This window comes from Nonomuraea fastidiosa (assembly GCF_042751225.1).
Lineage (GTDB): Bacteria > Actinomycetota > Actinomycetes > Streptosporangiales > Streptosporangiaceae > Nonomuraea > Nonomuraea fastidiosa.
Genome location: NZ_CP170570.1, coordinates 6,596,399 through 6,615,020, shown reverse-complemented (window position 1 = coordinate 6,615,020; position 18,622 = coordinate 6,596,399). Strand labels below are relative to the sequence as shown.

Annotated in this window: 16 protein-coding genes and 1 pseudogene; 7 read left to right on the top strand and 10 right to left on the bottom strand. The window is 73.7% G+C overall.

From position 1 onward, the window contains the following. The first annotated feature begins 452 nt into the window (after positions 1–452). Complete coding sequence (locus ACFMQL_RS30325) at positions 453–2,039, top strand: alpha/beta fold hydrolase (protein WP_378788180.1); 1,587 nt, start codon at positions 453–455, stop codon at positions 2,037–2,039. A gap of 125 nt (positions 2,040–2,164) precedes the next feature. Here the strand turns inward: ACFMQL_RS30325 and ACFMQL_RS30320 are convergent, their stop codons facing one another. After that, entirely contained in the window at positions 2,165–2,437 is a 273-nt protein-coding gene (locus tag ACFMQL_RS30320) for a hypothetical protein (RefSeq protein ID WP_378788178.1), read from the bottom strand. A 115-nt stretch (positions 2,438–2,552) separates the two neighbouring features. Here ACFMQL_RS30320 and ACFMQL_RS30315 point away from each other — a divergent pair, with 115 nt between their 5' ends. Next, positions 2,553–3,533: an acetylxylan esterase gene (locus tag ACFMQL_RS30315; RefSeq protein WP_364053482.1), complete on the top strand. Its 981-nt coding sequence runs from the start codon at positions 2,553–2,555 to the stop codon at positions 3,531–3,533. A gap of 52 nt (positions 3,534–3,585) precedes the next feature. Here ACFMQL_RS30315 and ACFMQL_RS30310 read toward each other — a convergent pair whose 3' ends face one another. Continuing rightward, on the bottom strand, positions 3,586–3,873 hold the full coding sequence (locus ACFMQL_RS30310) for an iron-sulfur cluster biosynthesis family protein (protein WP_364053485.1): 288 nt from the start codon (positions 3,871–3,873) through the stop codon (positions 3,586–3,588). Positions 3,874–3,992: 119 nt separating this feature from the next. Here ACFMQL_RS30310 and ACFMQL_RS30305 point away from each other — a divergent pair, with 119 nt between their 5' ends. Further along, positions 3,993–5,153, top strand: coding sequence for a methyltransferase domain-containing protein (locus ACFMQL_RS30305; protein ID WP_378788176.1), 1,161 nt, complete (start codon positions 3,993–3,995; stop codon positions 5,151–5,153). A gap of 22 nt (positions 5,154–5,175) precedes the next feature. Here the strand turns inward: ACFMQL_RS30305 and ACFMQL_RS30300 are convergent, their stop codons facing one another. The 3 genes from ACFMQL_RS30300 to ACFMQL_RS30290 all read right to left on the bottom strand — a co-directional run bounded on the left by ACFMQL_RS30300 (position 5,176) and on the right by ACFMQL_RS30290 (position 11,039). Then, a complete protein-coding gene (locus tag ACFMQL_RS30300) occupies positions 5,176–5,634 on the bottom strand; it encodes a pyridoxamine 5'-phosphate oxidase family protein (RefSeq protein ID WP_364053491.1) in 459 nt (152 codons plus the stop codon). A 76-nt stretch (positions 5,635–5,710) separates the two neighbouring features. Continuing rightward, on the bottom strand, positions 5,711–9,928 hold the full coding sequence (locus ACFMQL_RS30295; RefSeq protein ID WP_378788174.1) for a hypothetical protein: 4,218 nt from the start codon (positions 9,926–9,928) through the stop codon (positions 5,711–5,713). 157 nt (positions 9,929–10,085) lie between these two features. Next, positions 10,086–11,039: an NAD(P)-dependent alcohol dehydrogenase gene (locus tag ACFMQL_RS30290; protein WP_378788172.1), complete on the bottom strand. Its 954-nt coding sequence runs from the start codon at positions 11,037–11,039 to the stop codon at positions 10,086–10,088. A gap of 87 nt (positions 11,040–11,126) precedes the next feature. On the opposite strand from ACFMQL_RS30290, the gene ACFMQL_RS30285 reads away from it, so the two are divergent. From ACFMQL_RS30285 to ACFMQL_RS30270, 4 genes are all read left to right on the top strand, one after another. Further along, entirely contained in the window at positions 11,127–11,777 is a 651-nt protein-coding gene (locus ACFMQL_RS30285; RefSeq protein WP_378788170.1) for a TetR/AcrR family transcriptional regulator, read from the top strand. Positions 11,778–11,891: 114 nt separating this feature from the next. Further along, on the top strand, positions 11,892–12,086 hold the full coding sequence (locus tag ACFMQL_RS30280) for a DUF1918 domain-containing protein (RefSeq protein ID WP_364053503.1): 195 nt from the start codon (positions 11,892–11,894) through the stop codon (positions 12,084–12,086). 250 nt (positions 12,087–12,336) lie between these two features. Then, on the top strand, positions 12,337–13,155 hold the full coding sequence (locus ACFMQL_RS30275; protein ID WP_364053506.1) for an SDR family NAD(P)-dependent oxidoreductase: 819 nt from the start codon (positions 12,337–12,339) through the stop codon (positions 13,153–13,155). A gap of 86 nt (positions 13,156–13,241) precedes the next feature. Next, positions 13,242–14,003 (top strand): SDR family NAD(P)-dependent oxidoreductase, encoded by a 762-nt coding sequence (locus tag ACFMQL_RS30270; RefSeq protein WP_364053508.1) that lies wholly within the window; start codon positions 13,242–13,244, stop codon positions 14,001–14,003. Positions 14,004–14,056: 53 nt separating this feature from the next. On the opposite strand, the gene ACFMQL_RS30265 is transcribed toward ACFMQL_RS30270, so the two are convergent. The 5 genes and pseudogenes from ACFMQL_RS30265 to ACFMQL_RS30245 form a co-directional block, all read right to left on the bottom strand. Beyond that, entirely contained in the window at positions 14,057–14,866 is an 810-nt protein-coding gene (locus ACFMQL_RS30265; RefSeq protein ID WP_378788167.1) for an aldehyde dehydrogenase family protein, read from the bottom strand. Between the two features lie 124 nt (positions 14,867–14,990). Continuing rightward, positions 14,991–15,473 (bottom strand): annotated as a pseudogene (locus ACFMQL_RS30260) (aldehyde dehydrogenase family protein); the annotation flags it as partial. Positions 15,474–15,651: 178 nt separating this feature from the next. Next, positions 15,652–16,656, bottom strand: coding sequence for a P1 family peptidase (locus ACFMQL_RS30255; RefSeq protein ID WP_378788165.1), 1,005 nt, complete (start codon positions 16,654–16,656; stop codon positions 15,652–15,654). Next, on the bottom strand, positions 16,656–17,840 hold the full coding sequence (locus ACFMQL_RS30250; protein WP_378788163.1) for a M20 family metallopeptidase: 1,185 nt from the start codon (positions 17,838–17,840) through the stop codon (positions 16,656–16,658). Before ACFMQL_RS30250 ends, ACFMQL_RS30255 begins: the two co-directional genes overlap by 1 nt. Continuing rightward, positions 17,831–18,622: an ATP-binding cassette domain-containing protein gene (locus ACFMQL_RS30245; protein WP_364053517.1), complete on the bottom strand. Its 792-nt coding sequence runs from the start codon at positions 18,620–18,622 to the stop codon at positions 17,831–17,833. The genes ACFMQL_RS30250 and ACFMQL_RS30245 overlap by 10 nt, the downstream gene beginning before the upstream one ends.

Genomic DNA, 18,622 nt, shown 5'->3' with positions numbered 1-18,622 from the left:
AGCGTAATCGTCACCCTTGCCCCAGCCCGGCATCCGCCTTCGACGGGCGCGTCCACCCGCGTCCACCCATCCGACGCCGCCTCGTCCACCAGCCGACGCTCACTCGCCCACCCAGGCGCCCTCCCGATGCCGGCCGGATCGCGTCGGTGCCCGCTCCTTCCGATCACGCTTGCGTGCCGCGCGTCCGTCCCTTCCGATCGTGTCCACGCCGCAGGCGCATCCGCGCTTCCGATCACCGGGTCCCGCCTGCCCGGCCGAACCGCCGGAAACCCGCACCTGCCCGGCTCCCTCGCCCGAACCCGCCGCGGCCTTCACCGCCTCGTAGCCGCTTCCGGAACCCGGGGGTGAGGACGCCGCGCCCGTCCGGGCTCGCGGGTGGACGTCGCGGGCCAGGCGCACTGTGCGGCTGGTTTGCGGGTCGCGGCGGGGTGGATTGCACTACCGTCCCTTTTGTGGCTTTGGTCGCCAAGATCACCGGGCGGGTGGTGGCGGGTGCCGGGGTGCTGGCGCTCTCGCCGGTGCTGGGGCTGGCCGCGCTGGCCGGGACCGCGATGGTGGGGGCGCGGCCGGTGGTGTTCGCGGTGACGGGGCTGGCGGTGTTCGCGTCGGTGTTCTTCCTGGGGCTGCTGCTGTGCGTGCCCCGGCCGCGGGCGGTGTGGGGGCGTTGGGTGCGGGCGGTGGCGCTGCTCGCCGTCGAGGCGTTGGTGGTGTGGCAGGTCGGTGCCGCTACGCTCGGGCCGCCTCCGCCGGCCGAGCCGGTCGCCAAGGTGCCGGGGCAGCGGGAGTGGCGGTTGCCGACGGGGTCTCGGCTTGCGTACGTACGTACCGCTCCGAAGAGGGTCACCCGGCCGGAGCCGGTGGTGTTCCTGCACGGCGGGCCCGGGATCGGTGACCTGGCCGGCGACGCTGCGTTCTACGGGCGGCTGGCGTCCGAGGGTTTCGAGGTGTACGTCTACGACCAGGTCGGCGCGGGACGGTCCGCCCGGCTCGCCGACCCGCGCGACTACGGCCTCGACCGGGACGTGGCCGACCTGGAGGCGATCCGCCGCCTTCTCCGTGCCGAGCGGCTGAACCTCGTCGCCCGCGACCACGGTGCCCAGCTCGCCGCCGCCTACCTCGTACGCCATCCCGGGCGGGTCGCCAGAGCGGCCCTGTACTCCCCTGACGGGCTCACCCCGTCCCGTCCCGCCGCCCCAGCCCTCCCGAACCCCGCTAACCTGGCCTCCGATCTGCCGGATCCTCGTACGCTCGCCATCGCGACTCTGCTCCGGGTGGATCCGCCTGCCGCGCACGCCTACGCCGGTGAGGCCGGTCTGGCGGCGTACCTTGCCCGTCTGCGCCGGACCGTCGAGCCCCCGTGCCCATCGCCGCCCGGGACGACCTCCGACCGCGGTGAGGGCGCCGGAGGACCTGCGGGGACTCGCGCACCCGAGAAGAAGCGCACGGACAAGGAACCTCGGACGCCTGCGGAGACTCGGGTGTCCGGAGCGATGTCCACCGCATCCGAAGGGAACTCCAGCGCCCCTGCTGGGAAGCCCGCCGCACGCGGAGGGGAACCCGCCGCACGCGAAGGAGAGACCGCCGCACGCGGCGGAGAGACCGCCCCGCGTGGAGAGGAGACCGCCCCTCGCGGAGGAGCGGCCGTCACGCGCGGAAGGTCTGGCACGCCCCCGGAGGAGACCGGCGCGTCCCGAGAGAAGTCCGCCCTGGCCGGGGACCCTCCCGGGGGTACCGGGGACCCTCCTGGGGGTTACGTCGCGGTGACCGGGCGGCCGGGGCCCGCGTCTCTGCGCGCGGACCTGGCCGAGGTGGAGGTTCCTGTGCTGATCGTCAAGAGCGCCTGTGACGCCGAGAGCTGGTCGGCCGCCGCCGCGTACCAGAAGACGCTGCCCGACGCCCGCCTCGCCTACCTTGGCGACGTCGCCGAGGGCGACCGCAGCACGGCCCATCTGCGACTGCTCCGGGCGTTCCTGACCGGCCGCCCCGTTCCCGCTTACGAGGGCGACACCCCTCCCCCGGGCTACCGCGGCCCCGTCTGACCGCCGCGAGCGGTGCCGCGGTCAGGCCCGGCCGGCCGGCCTGCCTCCGGCTCCGACCGGCCCGCTTCTCGTCCGCCCAGGCCGGGTTCCGTCTTCAGGCCCGGTCAGGGGGTCTTCAGGCCCGGTCAGGGGATGGAGGGGCCGAGGTGGAGGTGGAGGCGGTTGCCGTGGCGGACGGATTCGCGGACGGTCCACACGCGTTCGTCGATCACCGCCCCGTCGGCCGTCATGTAGCCGCCCACCCTGAGCAGCGGCAGGCCCGTCTCGTCGTTGAGGAGCTGCGCGCGGGAGTCCGTGTCGCCGATGAGGACGAGGAAGTCGCGGGTGCCGGCGGGCACATCGAGCACCAAACCGGGGCGGAGGTGCGAAGAGGGGACCTCGATAACATGTTCGCTCACGGCCCAGCGCCTACCCATATTTCGCACTTTGAGCGGATGAAGCAGGCGGGATAGCGCTTTCCGTCGGTTTGGGATGAAATAGCAGGAACCTCTCTACACAGCTGGAGTAACCACAGTGCCACTGTTCGACCTGCCCCTGGAGCAGCTCCGTACCTACCTCCCCGACCGCGACGAGCCCGCCGACTTCGACGCGTTCTGGACGGCGACCCTCTCCGAGGCCAGGGAGCACGACCTGGCCGCCGAGTACGTCCCGTACGACCTGCCCTTCAAGACCGTGGACGTGTTCGACGTGTCGTTCGCCGGGTGGGGCGGGCACCGCATCAACGGCTGGTTCCTGCTGCCGCACGGCACGGAGGGCCAGATCCCGTGCGTGGTGCACTACATCGGCTACAGCGGTGGCCGCGGTTTCCCGAAGGATCACCTGCTGTGGCCGGCCGCCGGGTACGCGGTGTTCGTGATGGAGACGCGCGGCCACGGTGGCGCGAACGTCAACAGCCCCGGCGTCACCGGCGACCCGCACGGCAGCTCGAACTCGCAGGCGCCCGGCATGATGACGCGCGGCATCCTCGACCCCGCCGAGTACTACTACCGCCGGGTGTTCACCGACGCGGTGCGGGCGGTGGACGCGGCGGCGCAGCATCCCTCGGTGGACGCGAGCCGGATCGTGGTGGCGGGCGGCAGCCAGGGCGGCGCGATCGCGCAGGCCACGGCCGCGCTGCACCAGGGCGTGAAGGCGGCGCTGATCGACGTGCCGTTCCTGTCGCACTTCCGGCGGGCGGTGGAGATCACGCCGCGCGACCCGTACCAGGAGCTGGTGCGCTTCCTGGCGACCCGGCGTGACACTGCCGACCAGGTGTTCCGCACGCTGTCGTACTTCGACGGAATGAACTTCGCGGCCCGCGGCACGGTGCCGGCGCTGTACTCGGTGGCGCTGATGGACGACATCTGCCCGCCGTCCACGGTGTTCGCCGCCTACAACCACTGGCAGGGCCCGAAGGAGATCACGGTCTGGCCGTGGAACAACCACGAGGGCGGCGGCGGCTACCAGTCGGAGGAGCAGGTGCGCTACCTGCACAAGCTCTTCTCCGACGGCTGACGGTGCCGGGGACCTCGCCGCGCCGGTGTCGCCCCGGCGCGGCGAGGCCGCCTCAGGCGGGCTTGTCGGTGACCAGGAACGACACGCTGCCCTGGTCGTCGGATCCGGCGTCCAGGGACTTGTCTTCGAGCACGGTCGCGGCCACGGGGTCGAGGTAGACGCGTGCCCCTTCGGACTCGACCACCGCGTCCGCCGGTTCGGGGGCGGTGGCCAGGGTCAGGGTGAGCGAGCCGGCGCCCTCTCCCTGGGCCGAGATGCGGATCCCGCTCTGGGAGGGTTCGGGCGCCGCCGCTGTGAGATCGCGGATGGCCTGGGCTGCGTTGGCTGTCAGGGTGAGCACTACGGCTCCTCCTCACGTTCGACGTACATGAATTGGCTGCCCTTCCCTCTGGATCGCCGCTCAACCCTCTCCGACGGTTTTCTTTACGCGCCCTTCCGGTCGCGGTGGACAATGACCGCATGGATCTGACCGGCTTGCGGGAATCCATGGTGGCGAAGCTCACAGAGCAGCAGGAGGTGGGCGAGCGGGTCGCGGCGGCCATGCGCGCGGTGCCGCGCCACCTCTTCGTGCCGCACGTCCCGCCGGAGGAGGCCTACCGCGACGAGCCGATCGTCACCCGGCGCGACGACGCGGGCCGGCCGACCAGCTCCTCGTCGCAGCCCACGATCATGGCCGCCATGCTCGACCAGCTCGACGTGCGGCCGGGGCACCGGGTGCTGGAGATCGGGGCGGGCACCGGCTACAACGCGGCGCTGCTGGCCCGGCTGGCGGAGCCCGGCGGCCTGGTGGTCTGTCTCGACATCGACGCCGATATCACGGCCGAGGCGCGCGCCCATCTGGACGAGGCCGGGCTGCCGCAGGTCGAGGTGGTGTGCGGGGACGGCGCCGAAGGCCACCCCGAGCGGGCCCCGTACGACCGGCTGATCGCCACCGTGGGCGTCTGGGACCTCGCGCCCGCCTGGACGGAGCAGCTCGCGCCCGGCGGGCGGCTGGTGGTGCCGCTCGACGTCAACGGCCTGCAGCTGTCGGTGGCTCTGGAGCGCGACGGCGGCCGCTGGACGAGCCGGTCGGTGCTGCCGTGCGGTTTCATGCGGATGCGCGGGCCGCTCTCGGGCACCGAGGTGACCGAGGTCGTGAGCCGGGATCCGTACGTGGTGATGTCGCTGCCGGAGCCGCGCGAGCTCGGCGATGTGGCGGCGGCGCTCGGCGACACCGCTGCCGAGCTCTCCCTGGACGGCCTCCTGAGCGATCCCGATACGCCGCAGGACGGCGGCCCGTGGGATGCGGGGCACCGTACGGGCGTGCCGATGTGGCTTGCGCTGCACGAGCCGCGCTGGTGCACGGTCATGGGCGCCGGCCACGGTTTCAGCGCCGGGATCGCAGAGCCCGGCGGCCTCGCGCTCCTCCCCCTGCACGGCGATCCCGTCGTGCGCGGCCACGGGCCGGACGGTGAGCGGCTCGCCCGCGAGCTGGCCGCCCATGTGCGGGCCTGGACGGGCGCAGGACGCCCGCAGCCGGCCGGTCTGCGCATCGACGCCTATCCGGCCGGTACGGACGTCTCAGGGCCGCTCGTCCTCCGCAAGCGCCATACGGCGCTGGCCGTCACCCTCCCGTCCTGACCTCCGGCAAGGCAGCGGAAGGTCAGTCGACGGTCCAGCGGCCGTCGCGCATCAGCGTGCGGCCCGCCAGCTCGTTCGCCTCACGCCACGCCTGGATGCGGAGCGGCGTGATGTGGAAGTAGTAGTACGACTCGGGCTCCTTGCGCGGGTCGAACCCGGCCTTGGCCGCGAACGCGTCGCCGGCCTCGGCGGGCAGCTCACCGGCCGGCGTGGCGCGTGCGGTGCCCTCGACGAGCACCACGTCGCGCACCAGCCCGATGCCGACCCGGACCTTGCCGTTGGCCAGCAGATTGCGCCCCGTGGGGCTGGCGGCGGTGGTGGCGACGATCAGCGACTCGCCGTCCCAGAGGAATGACAGCGGCACCATGTACGGCGTCCCGTCGGCGCTCGCGGTGGCCACCCAGGCGTCCACGTCGTGTTCGAGCCGGTGCAGGGTGTCCTGCTTGCGCTGGTGCGGGCTGCGCGGGGCGGGGGCGGTCATGCGTTCCTCTCCTGTCGGGCGGTCGTCACGGCCGCGGGCGGCGGGCGTGACTTGATCCGACATTATGGACGAGAACTCAGCGGTCGTCGCCGCGCCCGGCGGGCTTGCCGTTCTTGCCGGGCCCGCAGGACCCGGCGTCCAGCCCGGCCACCTTCCACTCCGCGCCCGGGAACGGGCTCATGAAGTGCGTGAGCAGGTCCACCGCGTAGTCGGGCACCTGACCGCCCGGGTCGAGCAGCGACACCATCTGGGGCCCGTCCGCGCCGCGCAGCGTGATCCTGTTGGCGGCGCCGCCGCCGGCCGCGAAGCCCGGCTTGGCGTCCACGGTCACGCAGGCGAGGCTGATGCCGGCGGCCTTGATCTGCTGCTTGGCCCCGATGCGCCGCATGCGCTGGTCGTAGCGGCGCAGGGCGAGCGAGGTGGTGCGGCCGATGCGGACCGACTGGCGGAAGACGTCGGCGCCGATCTCGCGGCTCAGTTTGATGTCCAGCTTGACGTCCGGCCGCAGGTCCACGCCCTTGGCGGCGATCTTGACGGTGCCGTACGACCCTTCGAAGCCGGGTGCGACGTACCCGATCGCGGCGGGCGCCTTGAGCCCGAACGGGATCTTGCCGGGCCGCAGCCGCAGCCACGACATGCGGGAGATGGTGAACGTGACCTGCTCGACCGAGCTCTTGCGCAGCCCGAAGCTGCCGCCGACGTGATAGGTGAGGAAGCCGCCGGTGTGGGGGACCTCCTTGTCCACGGCGAGCTTCTGCGCGGGCATGCCGTCGATGCGCAGCCCGCCGCGTACGGTGATGCGTCCTGTGGGCACCGGCTTGGAGACCAGGTCGAGCGACTGGTCGGGGTTGAGCCTGATGGTCGTGTCGGCGGCCAGGTCGCGCACGGAGAACGCGACGTCGCCGAGCCGCCCCGACGGGTCCACCAGGCCGCCCTCGACGCTGAGCCGCCCGTCGAGCGTGTTGACGCCCCCGACCGCCTTGTACGTGACGGCGGGCACGCTCAGCCCGGCCGCCGAGGCGTCGGCGTCCACGCCGAAGACCGCGGGCACGTCGGAGAAGCGCAGCTCGCCGGTGCCCTTGCCGGGCAGCGTGACCTTGGCGCTGAGGTGCTTGACGGGCGCGGAGTTGGTGACCCTGATGCGGGTCTTGGCCCCGTACGTGCCCTGGAAGGCCATGGAGGCGGGCACCGGGTCGATGGCGAGCCGGCCGCGCAGCCCTGCGGCCTCGGCCCGCACCGACAGCGCGCCGAGCGTGGCGGCGGGCTCGATCTTGTACGCGGCCTGCACCGCGTTGCCCTGCGACACCGAGATCGGCCCGAGCGACATGCCGGTGATCTTCTCGGGCAGCCCGGCCAGCTTGGCCCTGGCCTTGACGGGCACCGGCGACAGCACGCTGCTGGCGAGGTAGACGTCGAGGGAGCGGTTCTTGGGACGGAAGCCGGAGAAGGCGAACGTCTTGCCGCCGAGGTCCACCGTCACCTGCTCGGGCAGGCCGCTGACGTCGAGGTAGCCCTGCAGGCCGAAGCAGCCGCGCTGGGCCACGCAGAAGGCCCCCTGCGCGCAGCCCGGGCGTCCGGGCGTGCAGGCGCCGTCCACCAGCGACACGCCGCCGGACACGGCGGGCGCGGCGCGCATGCGGCTGAGCGCGGCGGCCTTGCCGAGCCAGGCGCGGGCCTGCACATCGAGCGGGGAGCCGGTGTAGGTGAGCTTGCCTCCCTCGGAGGCGACCGAGAAGCGGCCGGGCACGGGACCGACGGTGCCGGCGAGGCCGAAGCGGTCGTCGCCCTGCCGGATGTCGGCGTCCACGGTGATGCGGCGTCCTGCGGCGTCCAGGCCGGCGGTGAGGCCCTGCGGGGACGGGGTGAGCTCGACCTGCTTCAGCTTCTCGACCCGTACGCTGGCGTCGAGGTCGCCGCTGGCCCGGTCGTAGTGCGCGGCGAGGTGCGGGCCCGCGGGCGAGGTGGCGCGGTCGTGGTTGGTGAAGGCGAGCTCCGCCGACCCTACCGGGCCGGACAGCCCGCGGAAGCGGTACGACCCGGCCGCCCACGAGGCGTCGAACTTGGCGGGCACGCCGGTGACCTGGGCCGCGGCCCTGGCGTACCGGTCGCCCAGCTTCACCCTGGCCAGCGCGGTCACCTTCGACACCGGTCCGTCGGAGTCCCAGGTGAGGGTCTGGGCCTTGGTGTCGGCGACGAGTTCCGCGCGCTTGCGCACGCCTTCGACGACGGCGCGGACGTCCTCGCCGGACGGCGTCGTCACGTGCGCTTTATTGGCATAAATCCGCACCGACCGCACCTTGCCCGACGACTCGACCTTGACCGTGGAGCGTTCGCCGAGCGCCCATGACGCCTCCACGTTGTCGCGTACGCCGAGCACGGTGCCGTCCACGGTGGGGCCGGACTTGACGTTCGCGTACGCGGCCCGCATCGTGCCGATCACGCCGCCGGCCCGGTAGACGGCCTTGCGCGCGGCGGGGTCGAGGGTGACGTCCACGGTGGCGGGCGTGTTGGACAGCTCCAGGCGAGCGAGATGGGTGCGGTCGATGCTCGCCGCGCCCAGGAACGCCCCGCCGCCCGCCGCGGCGTCGAGGTGGGCGTGCGGCGTGGCCCCGTAGGTGACGTCGAAGCCGCGCAGCCCCGACAGCCTGCCGGACACCCCGATCGCGGCGCCGTCCTTGATCATGGTGACGTGGTCGCCGCGCGGGGTGGAGATCGCGCCGCCGCCGCGCTGCAGCACCACGGCGAAGTCCTTGATGGGCGCGCTGGAGCTGTGCGTGACGCGGTGCGCGGCCATGTCGTTGACCACGTTGACCCGGGCGGGCACGGCGCTGAGCCGCGCCTTGATCACGGTCTGCCCGGCGGCGCGGTCGTAGAAGACGATGTCGGAGCGGCCGGCGCCGCCCTTGGCGGTGGCGGCCGAGAGCGTCTGCTTCTTGTTCGCCGAGCGGTAGCGGGCGGTGAAGGAGGGCGGCACCCGGTCCATGTCGACGCGGATGACGCGCGACAGGCGGCCGTCGCGGTAGGAGAGGTCGTCCAGCTCGGCCCGGCCCACGGAGGTGGGGCTGGTGAAGGTGATCTTGCCGCCGGAGACGCGGACCTGGGCGCGGGGGCCCATGCGGTCGAGCACGGCGTGGGTGAAGCGGCGGCCGGTCACGGCGAGCGCTTCCAGCCGGGCGGGAGCGGAGGCGGCGACGTCGAGCGAGGGCTCGCCGAGCGCGGCGTTCACGGTCAGCTGCGAGGTGGCCGGGGTCTGGCGGAGGCTGACGGAGTTGCGGCCCTTCAGCCCGGCGACCAGGGCGGCGGACGCTCCGGGCTCCTTGCGCTGGACGACGGCCTTGACCCGCTTGCCCGCCAGATCCACGGTGAACGTGCCCTTGTCGGAGGCCGACAGCGAGGAGCCGCGGCGCAGGCCGTCGAAGCCGACCGAGACCTTGCCGTCGTACTCGGCCCAGACCTGCGCCTTGAGGTTCCGCTTGCCCAGCCGCTTGACGGTGAACGTCACGCCGGCCACGCCCTTGCCCGGCTCGGTGGCGGGCACCAGGTTGGCGACCAGGTCGGGCTTGTCGTCGCCGGTGACGTCGGCGTACATCGGCACGGCGACGGGCCGGCGGGCCGAGCAGGACACCGGCACGTCGGCGCTCTCCACGCACAGCCGGTACGTCACCCCAGAGACCGTCTTGGCCGCCGAGTCCGACAGCGACGTGGTGGTCTTCGGCAGCACCTTGGAGGTGACCTTGCCCAGCGTCTTGCCGAGGTCGTCGACCGCCTTGCCGGCCCGCTCGGTCGCCTTGGCCAGCCCGAGCGGGCGGGCCCGCGAGGTGTCGGGCAGCACGTTCCCCGCGTCGGGCACTCCCCTGCCGTACCCCTGCTGCTCCTGCACGGCGGCGGCGCCCGAAGTGATCTGGCCGGCCAGGCCGGGGCCCGCGGGCGTGGTCACCTCCGGCGCGCCCGGCCCCACCCGCTGGTCTCCGACCGGCCGCAGGGCGAGCGAGGGCCGGCGCGCGACGGTGACGACGGCGGGAGGCGGCTCCTCCATGGCCGGTACGGGCGTGGCGCGCACCGCCGTGGGCCTGGCCCGCACCTGCGCCGGGGTCTGCGGTCCGGCCTGGGCCGGTGTCGTCCCGGGTCCGGCCTGGGCCGGCGTCGGCACGGTTCCGGCCTGGGCCGGCGTCGGCACGGTTCCGGCCTGGGCCGGCGTCGGCACGGTTCCCGCCTGGGCCGCAGGTGGCACGGCCGTCAGGGCCGTGCCCGCGATCGTCGTCGAAACGAGCACGCGCAGGAGGGCGTGCGGCATTGAGCGTTTCCCCCGACCTAGTCTCGGTTCATCCCTTCAGAAACATTGGTCACGAGATGACCACATTTCCTCACAGGGCGTCAAACTCCTCCGGACATGGGACTCCAATTTTTCCGTGCTGTCGGGTTTCGCCGCAGGTCAGGGGATACGGGCGAGTTCAGGCCACTCTTATGACAATCTTGCCGCGTACGCCGCCCGCCTCCAGCGCCCGGTGCGCGGCGGCCGCCTCGTCGAGCGGGAACACCCGGTCCACGGCCGGCCGCAGCTCGCCCTTCTCGACGTGGCGGGCCAGGTCGGTGAGCAGCCGGTGTGAGGGCTTCCCGCTGAAGAAGCGCACGCGGGAGCGTCCGTGGCGGGCCGACGCGGCGATGAAGGCCAGCGAGGAGACGGGGCGGCGCAGGTCGAACGCGATCGCCACCATGCGCCCGCCCGGCGCGAGCAGGCGGTGGTAGGCCGGCTGATCGGCGCCGACGGTGTCGAGGATCACGTCGAAGCGGCCCAGCTCGGATGGGTCCGTGGTCGCGTAGTCGTACGCCTCGTGCGCGCCGAGGTCGCGGACGAAGTCCAGCGTGCGGGCCCCGGCGAGCGCGGTGACGTGTGCCCCGTACGCCCTGCCGAGCTGTACGGCGAGGTGCCCGACGCCGCCGCTGCCGCCGCGGACGAGCAGCCGCTCGCCGGGGCGCAGCCGGGCCTTGTCGCGCAGCGCGGTGATCGCCACCGCCCCCACGGGCAGGGCCGCCGCCTGCACATGATCCAGCCCGGACGGCATCAGGGCGATGACGCCGGGGCGCACGGCGATGTACTCGGCGAGGCTGCCGAACGTCCTGCCGAGCACGCCCCACACCCGGTCGCCCTCCTTCGGGCCGGTGACACCGGGACCCAGCCCGGCGACCTCGCCGGCGAAGTCCAGCCCGAGCGGCTTCGGCCAGCCGCGCGGCTTCACGTCCGTCACCAGGCGCACCTCGCCCGCCCTGCCGTGCAGGTCGCCGCCGTTGACGCTGCCCGCGTGCACGCGCACCAGCACCTCGCCGGGGCCGGGGACCGGCTTCGGGAGCGTGCCGACGTACAGCACGTCGGGCGGGCCGTACCGGTCGAACAGGACCGCGCGCATCTCGTTCACTGTGCTCATTCCCTTTCGCTTCGGGTGTCTCTGACAGCTAAACGGATGACGCCATCCACTTACGCTAATGTGAGAAACATGCCTGGTCATCGCTCTCACATCGCCGATCGCCGGGAGCTGCGGGCGGACGCCCGGCACAATCGGGATCGGATACTCGACGCGGCCAGGGAGGCGTTCGCGACGCGCGGTCTCGACGTGCCGATGGCGGCCATCGCGCGGCGGGCCGGGGTGGGCGTCGCCACGCTTTACCGGCGCTTCCCCTCGCGCGAGTCGCTGGTGACGGAGGTGTTCTCCGACCAGGTCGCCGAGTGCGCGGGAGCGGTGGACGAGGCGCTGGCCGACCCCGACCCGTGGCACGCGTTCCAGACGCTGGTGGAGAAGGTGTGCGCGATGCAGGTGGCCGACAAGGGGTTCACCGCCGCGTTCATGACGGCCTTCCCCGAGGCGATCGACTTCGAGCGCATGCGGCGGCGGGCCGAGCAGGGCCTGGCCGAGGTCGTGCGCAGGGCCAAGGCCGCCGGGCGGCTGCGCGCCGACTTCGCCATCGCCGACCTGGTCGTACTCCTGCAGGCCAACTGCGGGGTCGCCGCGATGGCGGGCGAGCCGGCGGCGGTCGCGTCGCGGCGGCTGGTGGCGTACATGCTGCAGGCGTTCCGCGCCGGGAACGCCGCACCGCTGCCGCCGCCCGCGCCGCTGCGGCTCACGCACGCTCTCGTCACACGGTCCTGACGTCCGTGTCACCGGGCCGCCGCTTTGCGGGACGGACGGCATGTTGCAAGGTGGAAGTAGGTGGAAGTAGCGCACCTCAACGTTGACGAAATGTCCGGCTGAGAGGAGCCCGCCATGCATGCGAAGACCGGTGACAAGCTGGTCATCCACGGCAATGTCGTCGGCCAGGGCGACAGGGAGGGCGAGATCATCGAGGTCCGGGGGCCGGAGGGCGCGCCGCCCTACGTCGTGCGCTTCCCCGACGGCCACGAGCAGTTCGTCTTCCCCGGGCCCGACGCCGTCATCGTCCCGGCCGAGAGGCAGGACTGACCGGGGGCCCAGGAGGCCGCCAGAAGGCTCCTGAGGAGCTTCTGAGGAGGTCTGAAGGAGGTCGCGCGGCCCGCCGCCCTCTGACGGCGAGGTCGCGCGGGCCCTTGATGAGGGGAGAGCCACACGAGCCCGTAGGGGCGCGTCGCGTGAGCCCGGTGAGGGCGCGTCGCACGGCGCTCTTGAGGGCGCGGCGTCCGTACGCGGCACGGCGCGATAGCGTCGGAACCGCACGGACGATCAGGAGGCAGCCATGCGCCCCATGGAGCAGCGCACGATCCTCGTCACGGGCGCGACCGACGGGCTCGGCCGCGCGCTGGCCGCCGACCTGGCGGAGCGCGGCGCTACCGTCCTGCTGCACGGCCGCGACGACGAGCGCGGGCGGGCCACGATGGCGGAGATCCGCGCCCGCGTGCCCGAAGCCCGGCTGCACTGGTACCGCGCCGACCTGGCCTCGCTCGCCGAGGTACGCGAGCTGGCCGCCGCGGTCGCCGCCGCGCACGGAGGGCTCGACACGCTGGTCAACAACGCCGGCATCGGCGCCACGGTGCCCGGCGGCCCGGCGCGGCAGGAGAGCGCCGACGGCCACGAGCTGCGGTTCGCGGTCAACTACCTGTCCGGATATCTGCTGACCCGGCTGCTGCTGCCGGTGCTGAAGGCGGCGGCGCCCGCGATGATCGTCAACGTCAGCAGCCTCGGGCAGTCGCCCATCGACTTCGACGACGTGATGCTGCTCAAGGGCTACAGCGGTGGCCGGGCCTACACGCAGAGCAAGCTGGCCCAGATCATGTTCACCGTCGATCTGGCCGAGGAGCTGGCGGGCACCGGGGTGACGGCCAACGCGCTGCACCCGGCGACGTACATGCCGACCAAGATGGTGACGGCGGCGCCGCTGAGCGAGCTGCGCGAGGGCGTGGAGGCCACCTCGCGGCTCGTCACGGACCCGGAGCTGGACGAGGTGTCCGGGCGCTTCTACGACGGGCTGCGGCCCGCTCGGGCGCTGGAGCAGGCGTACGATCCGGAGGCGCGGGCCCGGCTGCGCGCCCTGTCGCGGGAGCTGACCGGATGCTGAACCGTCGCGGGAGCTGACCGGATGCCGAGCGTCGCCCGCCTCACCTGCCCCTTTGATCACATCGGCATGCGGCTAAGGTGCGTCGTATGAAATATGACACGTTGTTCCGCCTGGACGGGCGGCGGGCCGTGGTGATCGGCGCCGGAAGCGGCATCGGCAGGGAGGCGGCGCTGGCGCTGTCCGCCCACGGCGCTCACGTGATCTGCGCCGACCGCGACCTCGCCACCGCCACCGAGACCGCCGAAGGGTGCGGCGGCAGCGCCCGGCTGCTCGACGTGCTCGACGGCGATGCGGTGCGGGCGCTCGCCGCCGAGGAGCCGGCGGACGTGCTGGTGTTCACCGCGGCCACGAACGTGCGCAAGCGGCTGCTCGACTACTCCGGCGAGGAGTTCGACCGCGTGGTGAACCTCAACCTGCGGGCCTCCTTCGACGTCGTACGCGCCTTCGGAGCCGGCATGGTCGAGCGGGGACGCGGATCGATCATCGGCTTCGCCTCCATCCGCGCCTCCGTCACCGAGCCGGGCCAGGGCGTCTACTCGGCGACCAAGGCCGGCCTGGTGCAGCTGCTGCGGACGGCGGCGGCCGAGTTCGGGCCGAGCGGCGTGCGGGTCAACGCCATCGCGCCCGGCGTCGTGGAGACCCCGCTGACCCGGCAGATCAAGGACAACCCCGCCTGGTACGACGCCTACGCCGCCAAGAGCGCGCTCGGCCGGTGGGCCGCGCCCGAGGAGATGGCGGGCGCGGTGGTGTACCTCGCGAGCGACGCGGCCAGCTTCGTGACGGGCTCCGTCCTGTACGTGGACGGCGGCTGGACCGCCGTGGACGGCCGCTTCGACCCGCCCAACTGACCGCTCCCCCGGCCTCCCCGCCGTCGGCCGCGCGGGAGGCCGGGTGCTCGCTGCTACGGCCGGATGATGGCCATGCGGGTGACGGTCAGCTCCTCGATGGCGAACCTGGGCCCCTCGCGCCCCGCACCGGAGTCCTTGACGCCCCCGTACGGCATGTTGTCCGCACGGAACCCCGGCACCTCGTTGACCACCACTCCCCCGGCCTCGATGCGGTCGATGGCGGCGAACGCCGTGGCCAGCGAGCGGGTGAAGACGGCGGCGTGCAGGCCGTACCGTGAGGCGTTGACGGCGTCGAACGCGGCGTCCAGCGAGGGCACGGGGCGCACGCACACGACGGGCCCGAAGATCTCCTCCTCCCAGGCGGCGGCGCCGTCCGGCACTCCGGACAGCACGGTTGGCGCGATGGCCCGCCCCTCGCGGTGCCCGCCGGTGACCACCTCGGCCCCGGAGGCGGCGATCCAGTCGAGGACGCGGTCGGTGGCGGCGGGGTCGATGAGCGGCGCGACGCGGGTCCCGGGCAGGCGCGGGTCGCCGACGGTGACGCCCTTGACCTTCGCGGCGAGCAGCGCCGTGAACGGCTCCGCCACGCTCTCCTCGACCAGCACCCGCTGCACGGAGATGCACGCCTGGCCGGAGGCGTAGTAGCCGCCTCTGACGACCGCGTCGGCCGCGGCCTCGATGTCGGCGTCGGCGGCCACGACGAGCGCCGCGTTCGAGCCGAGTTCGAGCAGCACCTTGGTGGGGGCGGCCGAGCGGGCGATGGCGTGGCCGGCGGCGGCCGAGCCGGTGAAGGAGACCGCGCCGATCCGCCGGTCCTCCACCAGCCGCCGGCCCACCTCCACGTCGCCGGTGACGAGCTGCACGCCGGCCGGGGCAGGCCCGCCTCCCTGAGCAGGTGCACCAGCCAGAGCGTGGCGAGCGGGGTGGCGGGGCCGGCTTGACGATCACGGGGCAGCCCGCCGCGACCGCCGGGGCGATCTTGTGGGCGGCAAGAAGCAGCGGATAGTTGAAGCCGGTGATGCCGACGACGACGCCGATGGGGCGGCGCGTCCAGAACCCGACCAGGCCCTCGCCGGACGGCAGCAGGTCGAGCGGCACGGTCTCGCCGTGCAGCCGGGCGACCTCCTCGGCGGCGGTCTCCAGCGTCACGAGCGTCCTGTCCACCTCCACCCGGCAGTCCACCAGCGGCTTGCCGGTCTCCAGCACCAGCAGCCGCTCGACGTCATCGCGCCGCTCGCGCAGGGCGTCGCGGGCGCCGGTCAGCGCGGCGCGGCGGGCGTGCGAGGGCAGCGCCGCCATCTCCGGGGCGACGTCCAGCGCGGCGTTCAGGGCGCGCGCCGCCAGCTCGGGCGTGCCGAGCGGCGCGGCCGCCACCGTGGAGCCGTCGTAGGGGAAGATGACGCCGGTGGTGTCCGCGGTCTCCACCCAGCCGCCGCCGATGGGCAGCCCGCCGGGCCACTCCTGCTTCATGACCGCCTCCTCAGGGTTGGAACAACGTTGAGACTCGGACGGCGGCCCCGCGAGCGCATGGGGGCGCTCAGGGGCGCGCCGGGCGCGGGCGCACGCGCGGCGGCGCTCGGGAACGTGCCGAGCGCGGATGCACGCGCCGCACCGCTGGGAGACGCTTCGAGCGGGGGGCGCGCACCGCTCACGACGGCCTCCTGGCGCTCGGGAACACGTCGAGGTACGCGGGCGCTCCGTCGCGGCCGGTGGCGGCCAGGACGGCGTGCGCGACGGCGCGGCTGAACGCGTCGGCCGCCGCCGCGAGCATGTCCTGGAAGGCGTCGTGGTCGGGGGCGGGGGCCGCGCAGGTGGCCAGGCCGAAGACGGTGTCGCCGTCGGTCATGGTGTGGGCGGGCCTGATCGCCCTGGCCAGGCCGTCGTGGGCGACCGCGGCCAGCTTGCCGCACTGGGCCTTGGTGAGCGTGCGGTCGGTGGCGACGACGCCGATCGTCGTGTTGAACGACGGCGCCCGCACGGGCGACCAGGCGGCCACCTCGGCGGGGTCGGGGACCTGGAGGTGGCCGAACTCGCCGGGCAGGCCGTAGCGGACCCCCGCGAGCGTGCCGTCGAGAGGGTCGAGTACGGAGCCCGCCGCGTTGACCACGCTCAGCGCGGCCACGGTCGTGCCGTCGTCGAGCACGGCGCTCGCCGTCCCGGCTCCGCCGGCCAGCCCGCCCGCCACGGCCCCGGTGCCCGCGCCCACGCTGCCCTGGCCCGGGACGCCCCCGGCCAGGGCCGCGTCGTAGGCGGCGGCGCCGAAGGAGGGATCGGGGGTGGCGCGGAAGTCGCCGCCGCGGCCGAGGTCGAAGATGACGGCGGCGGGCACGATCGGCACCACGCCGCCCGCCACCGGATAGCCGATGCCGGCGTCGGCCAGCCGGTCCACCACGCCGCACGCGGCCGCGAGCCCGTACGCGCTGCCGCCGGTCAGCACCACGGCGTGCACCCGCTCGACCAGGTTGCGCGGGTCGAGCAGCTCGGTCTCCCTGGTGCCCGGCGCGGCACCGCGCACGTCCACCCCGGCCACCGCCCCGTCCCCCGAGCAGAGCACGACGGTGGTGCCGGTGCGGTGGCCGCCGTCGGTGCGCTGGTGGTGTCCGACGCTCAGCCCGGCCACGTCGGACAGGCAGTTGGCCGGTCCCGGCCGCATCAGTGGTCCCCGGTGAGGAAGCGCCTGGCGGCCTCGGCGAAGACGCGGGTGCAGCGCACGATGTCGTCGATCTCGACGTACTCGTCGGCCTGGTGGGCGATCCACTTGCCGCCGGGGCCGTACACGACGGACGGGATGCCGCCCCAGTGGGTCAGCACGGTGCCGTCGGTGCTGCCCGGCACGCCGCCGTAGACGGGCTCCTCGCCGGTCACCGTACGGTGGGCGGCGGCGAGCGCGGCGACCACGGGATCGGTCACGGGCACGTCCACCGGCGGCCGGTCCACCAGCACGCTCACCTCGGCGGTGATCCCGTCGCAGGCGGCCAGCGCGGCGACCCGGTCGGCGATGTCCTTGTGCTCGACGCCGGGGATGGTGCGCACGTCCACGAAGACCGAGGCGACGGCGGGGATGACGTTGACCTGCTCCTGCGAGCCCGCCTGAAGCACGGTCGGGGTGACGTACACCTCGCCGAGGTGCTCGTGGGCGGGGTGGCGGGCCTGCAGCTCGTCCTGCAGCGCGCGCAGCCCGACGAGCAGCGGCCCCGCGGCCTGGATGGGGTTGCGGCCGTGCTGCGGCATCGCGCCGTGCGCCATCTTGCCGGTGAGGTCCACGCGCAGCCGCAGCGCGCCCTTGGCGACGGCGCAGATCTCGCCCGCCTCCGGCTCGGCGACGATGGCGCCGTCCACGTCGGCGGCCAGGCCCTCGGAGACGAAGTGGTGCGCGCCGATCATCAGGCCCTCTTCGTCGGCCAGGGCGCACACCTTGATCCGGCCGGGGAACGGTCCAGCGAGCTGCAGCGCGCGGGTGGCGTAGAGGGTGGCGGCCAGGCCGGACTTCATGTCGGCGCTGCCCCTGCCCCACAGCTTCCCGTCGCGGATCTCGCCGCCGAACGGGTCGACGGTCCAGGAGGACAGGTCGCCTTCGGTGACGACGTCGGTGTGCCCCTCGAACATCAGCGTCGGGCCCGGCCCTCCGCCGCCCTCGACCACGGCGACCACGTTGGGGCGGCCGGGCGCGGCCTCGTACACGACGGGGTCCCAGCCCCACTCGCGCATCTTGGCCGCGACCAGGTCGGCGGCGGGCTGCTCCGAGCGGCCCTTCGCCGGGTCGTTGGTGCTGGGGATGCGTACCAGCGCCTGCGTGAACTCCACCACTCCGTCGGCGTCGACCTCGATCATGTCCATCCCTCCAGCGTCGGTACGGCCTCCAGCAGCGCCCGCGTGTACGGGTGGGCGGGCGCGGCCCAGACGTCGTCCACGGGCCCGGTCTCGACGATCTCTCCCTGCCGCATGACCGCCACGGTCTCGCACACGTGCCGCACCACCGACAGGTCGTGCGAGACGAACACGAGCGTGAGCCCCAGCTCGTCGGCGAGGTCGGTGAGCAGGTTGAGTATCTGCCCGCGCACGGAGACGTCCAGCGCGCTGACCGGCTCGTCGGCGACCAGCACCGCGGGCCTGGGCGCGAGCGCGCGGGCGATGGCGATGCGCTGGCGCTGCCCGCCGGAGAACTGGTGCGGGTAGCGCTCGGCCGCGTCGGCGGGCAGCCCGACGGCCTCCAGCAGCTCGGTGACCCGGTCGTCCACGGGCAGGCCGAGCGCGACGAGCGGCTCGGCGATGAGGTCGCGGACGCGCATGCGCGGGTCGAGCGAGCTGAGCGGGTCCTGGAAGACGATCTGGAGGTTCTCGCGCAGGAAGCGCAGCCTGCGCTCGGGCAGTCCGGTGATCTCCCGCCCGTCGAAGCGGATGCTGCCCGAGGTGGGCCGGTCGAGGCCGCACAGCAGGCGCAGCAGGGTGGACTTGCCGGAGCCGGACTCGCCGACGATGCCGAAGCGCTCGCCGCGGTGCACGGTCAGGGAGACGTCGCGCAGCGCGCGCACTTCCGCGCCGGGCCTGGTCAGCGAGGTGCGGGGGCGGCGGTAGACGCGGGTGAGGCCGGTGACCTCGATCAGCGGGGTGCCTGGCAT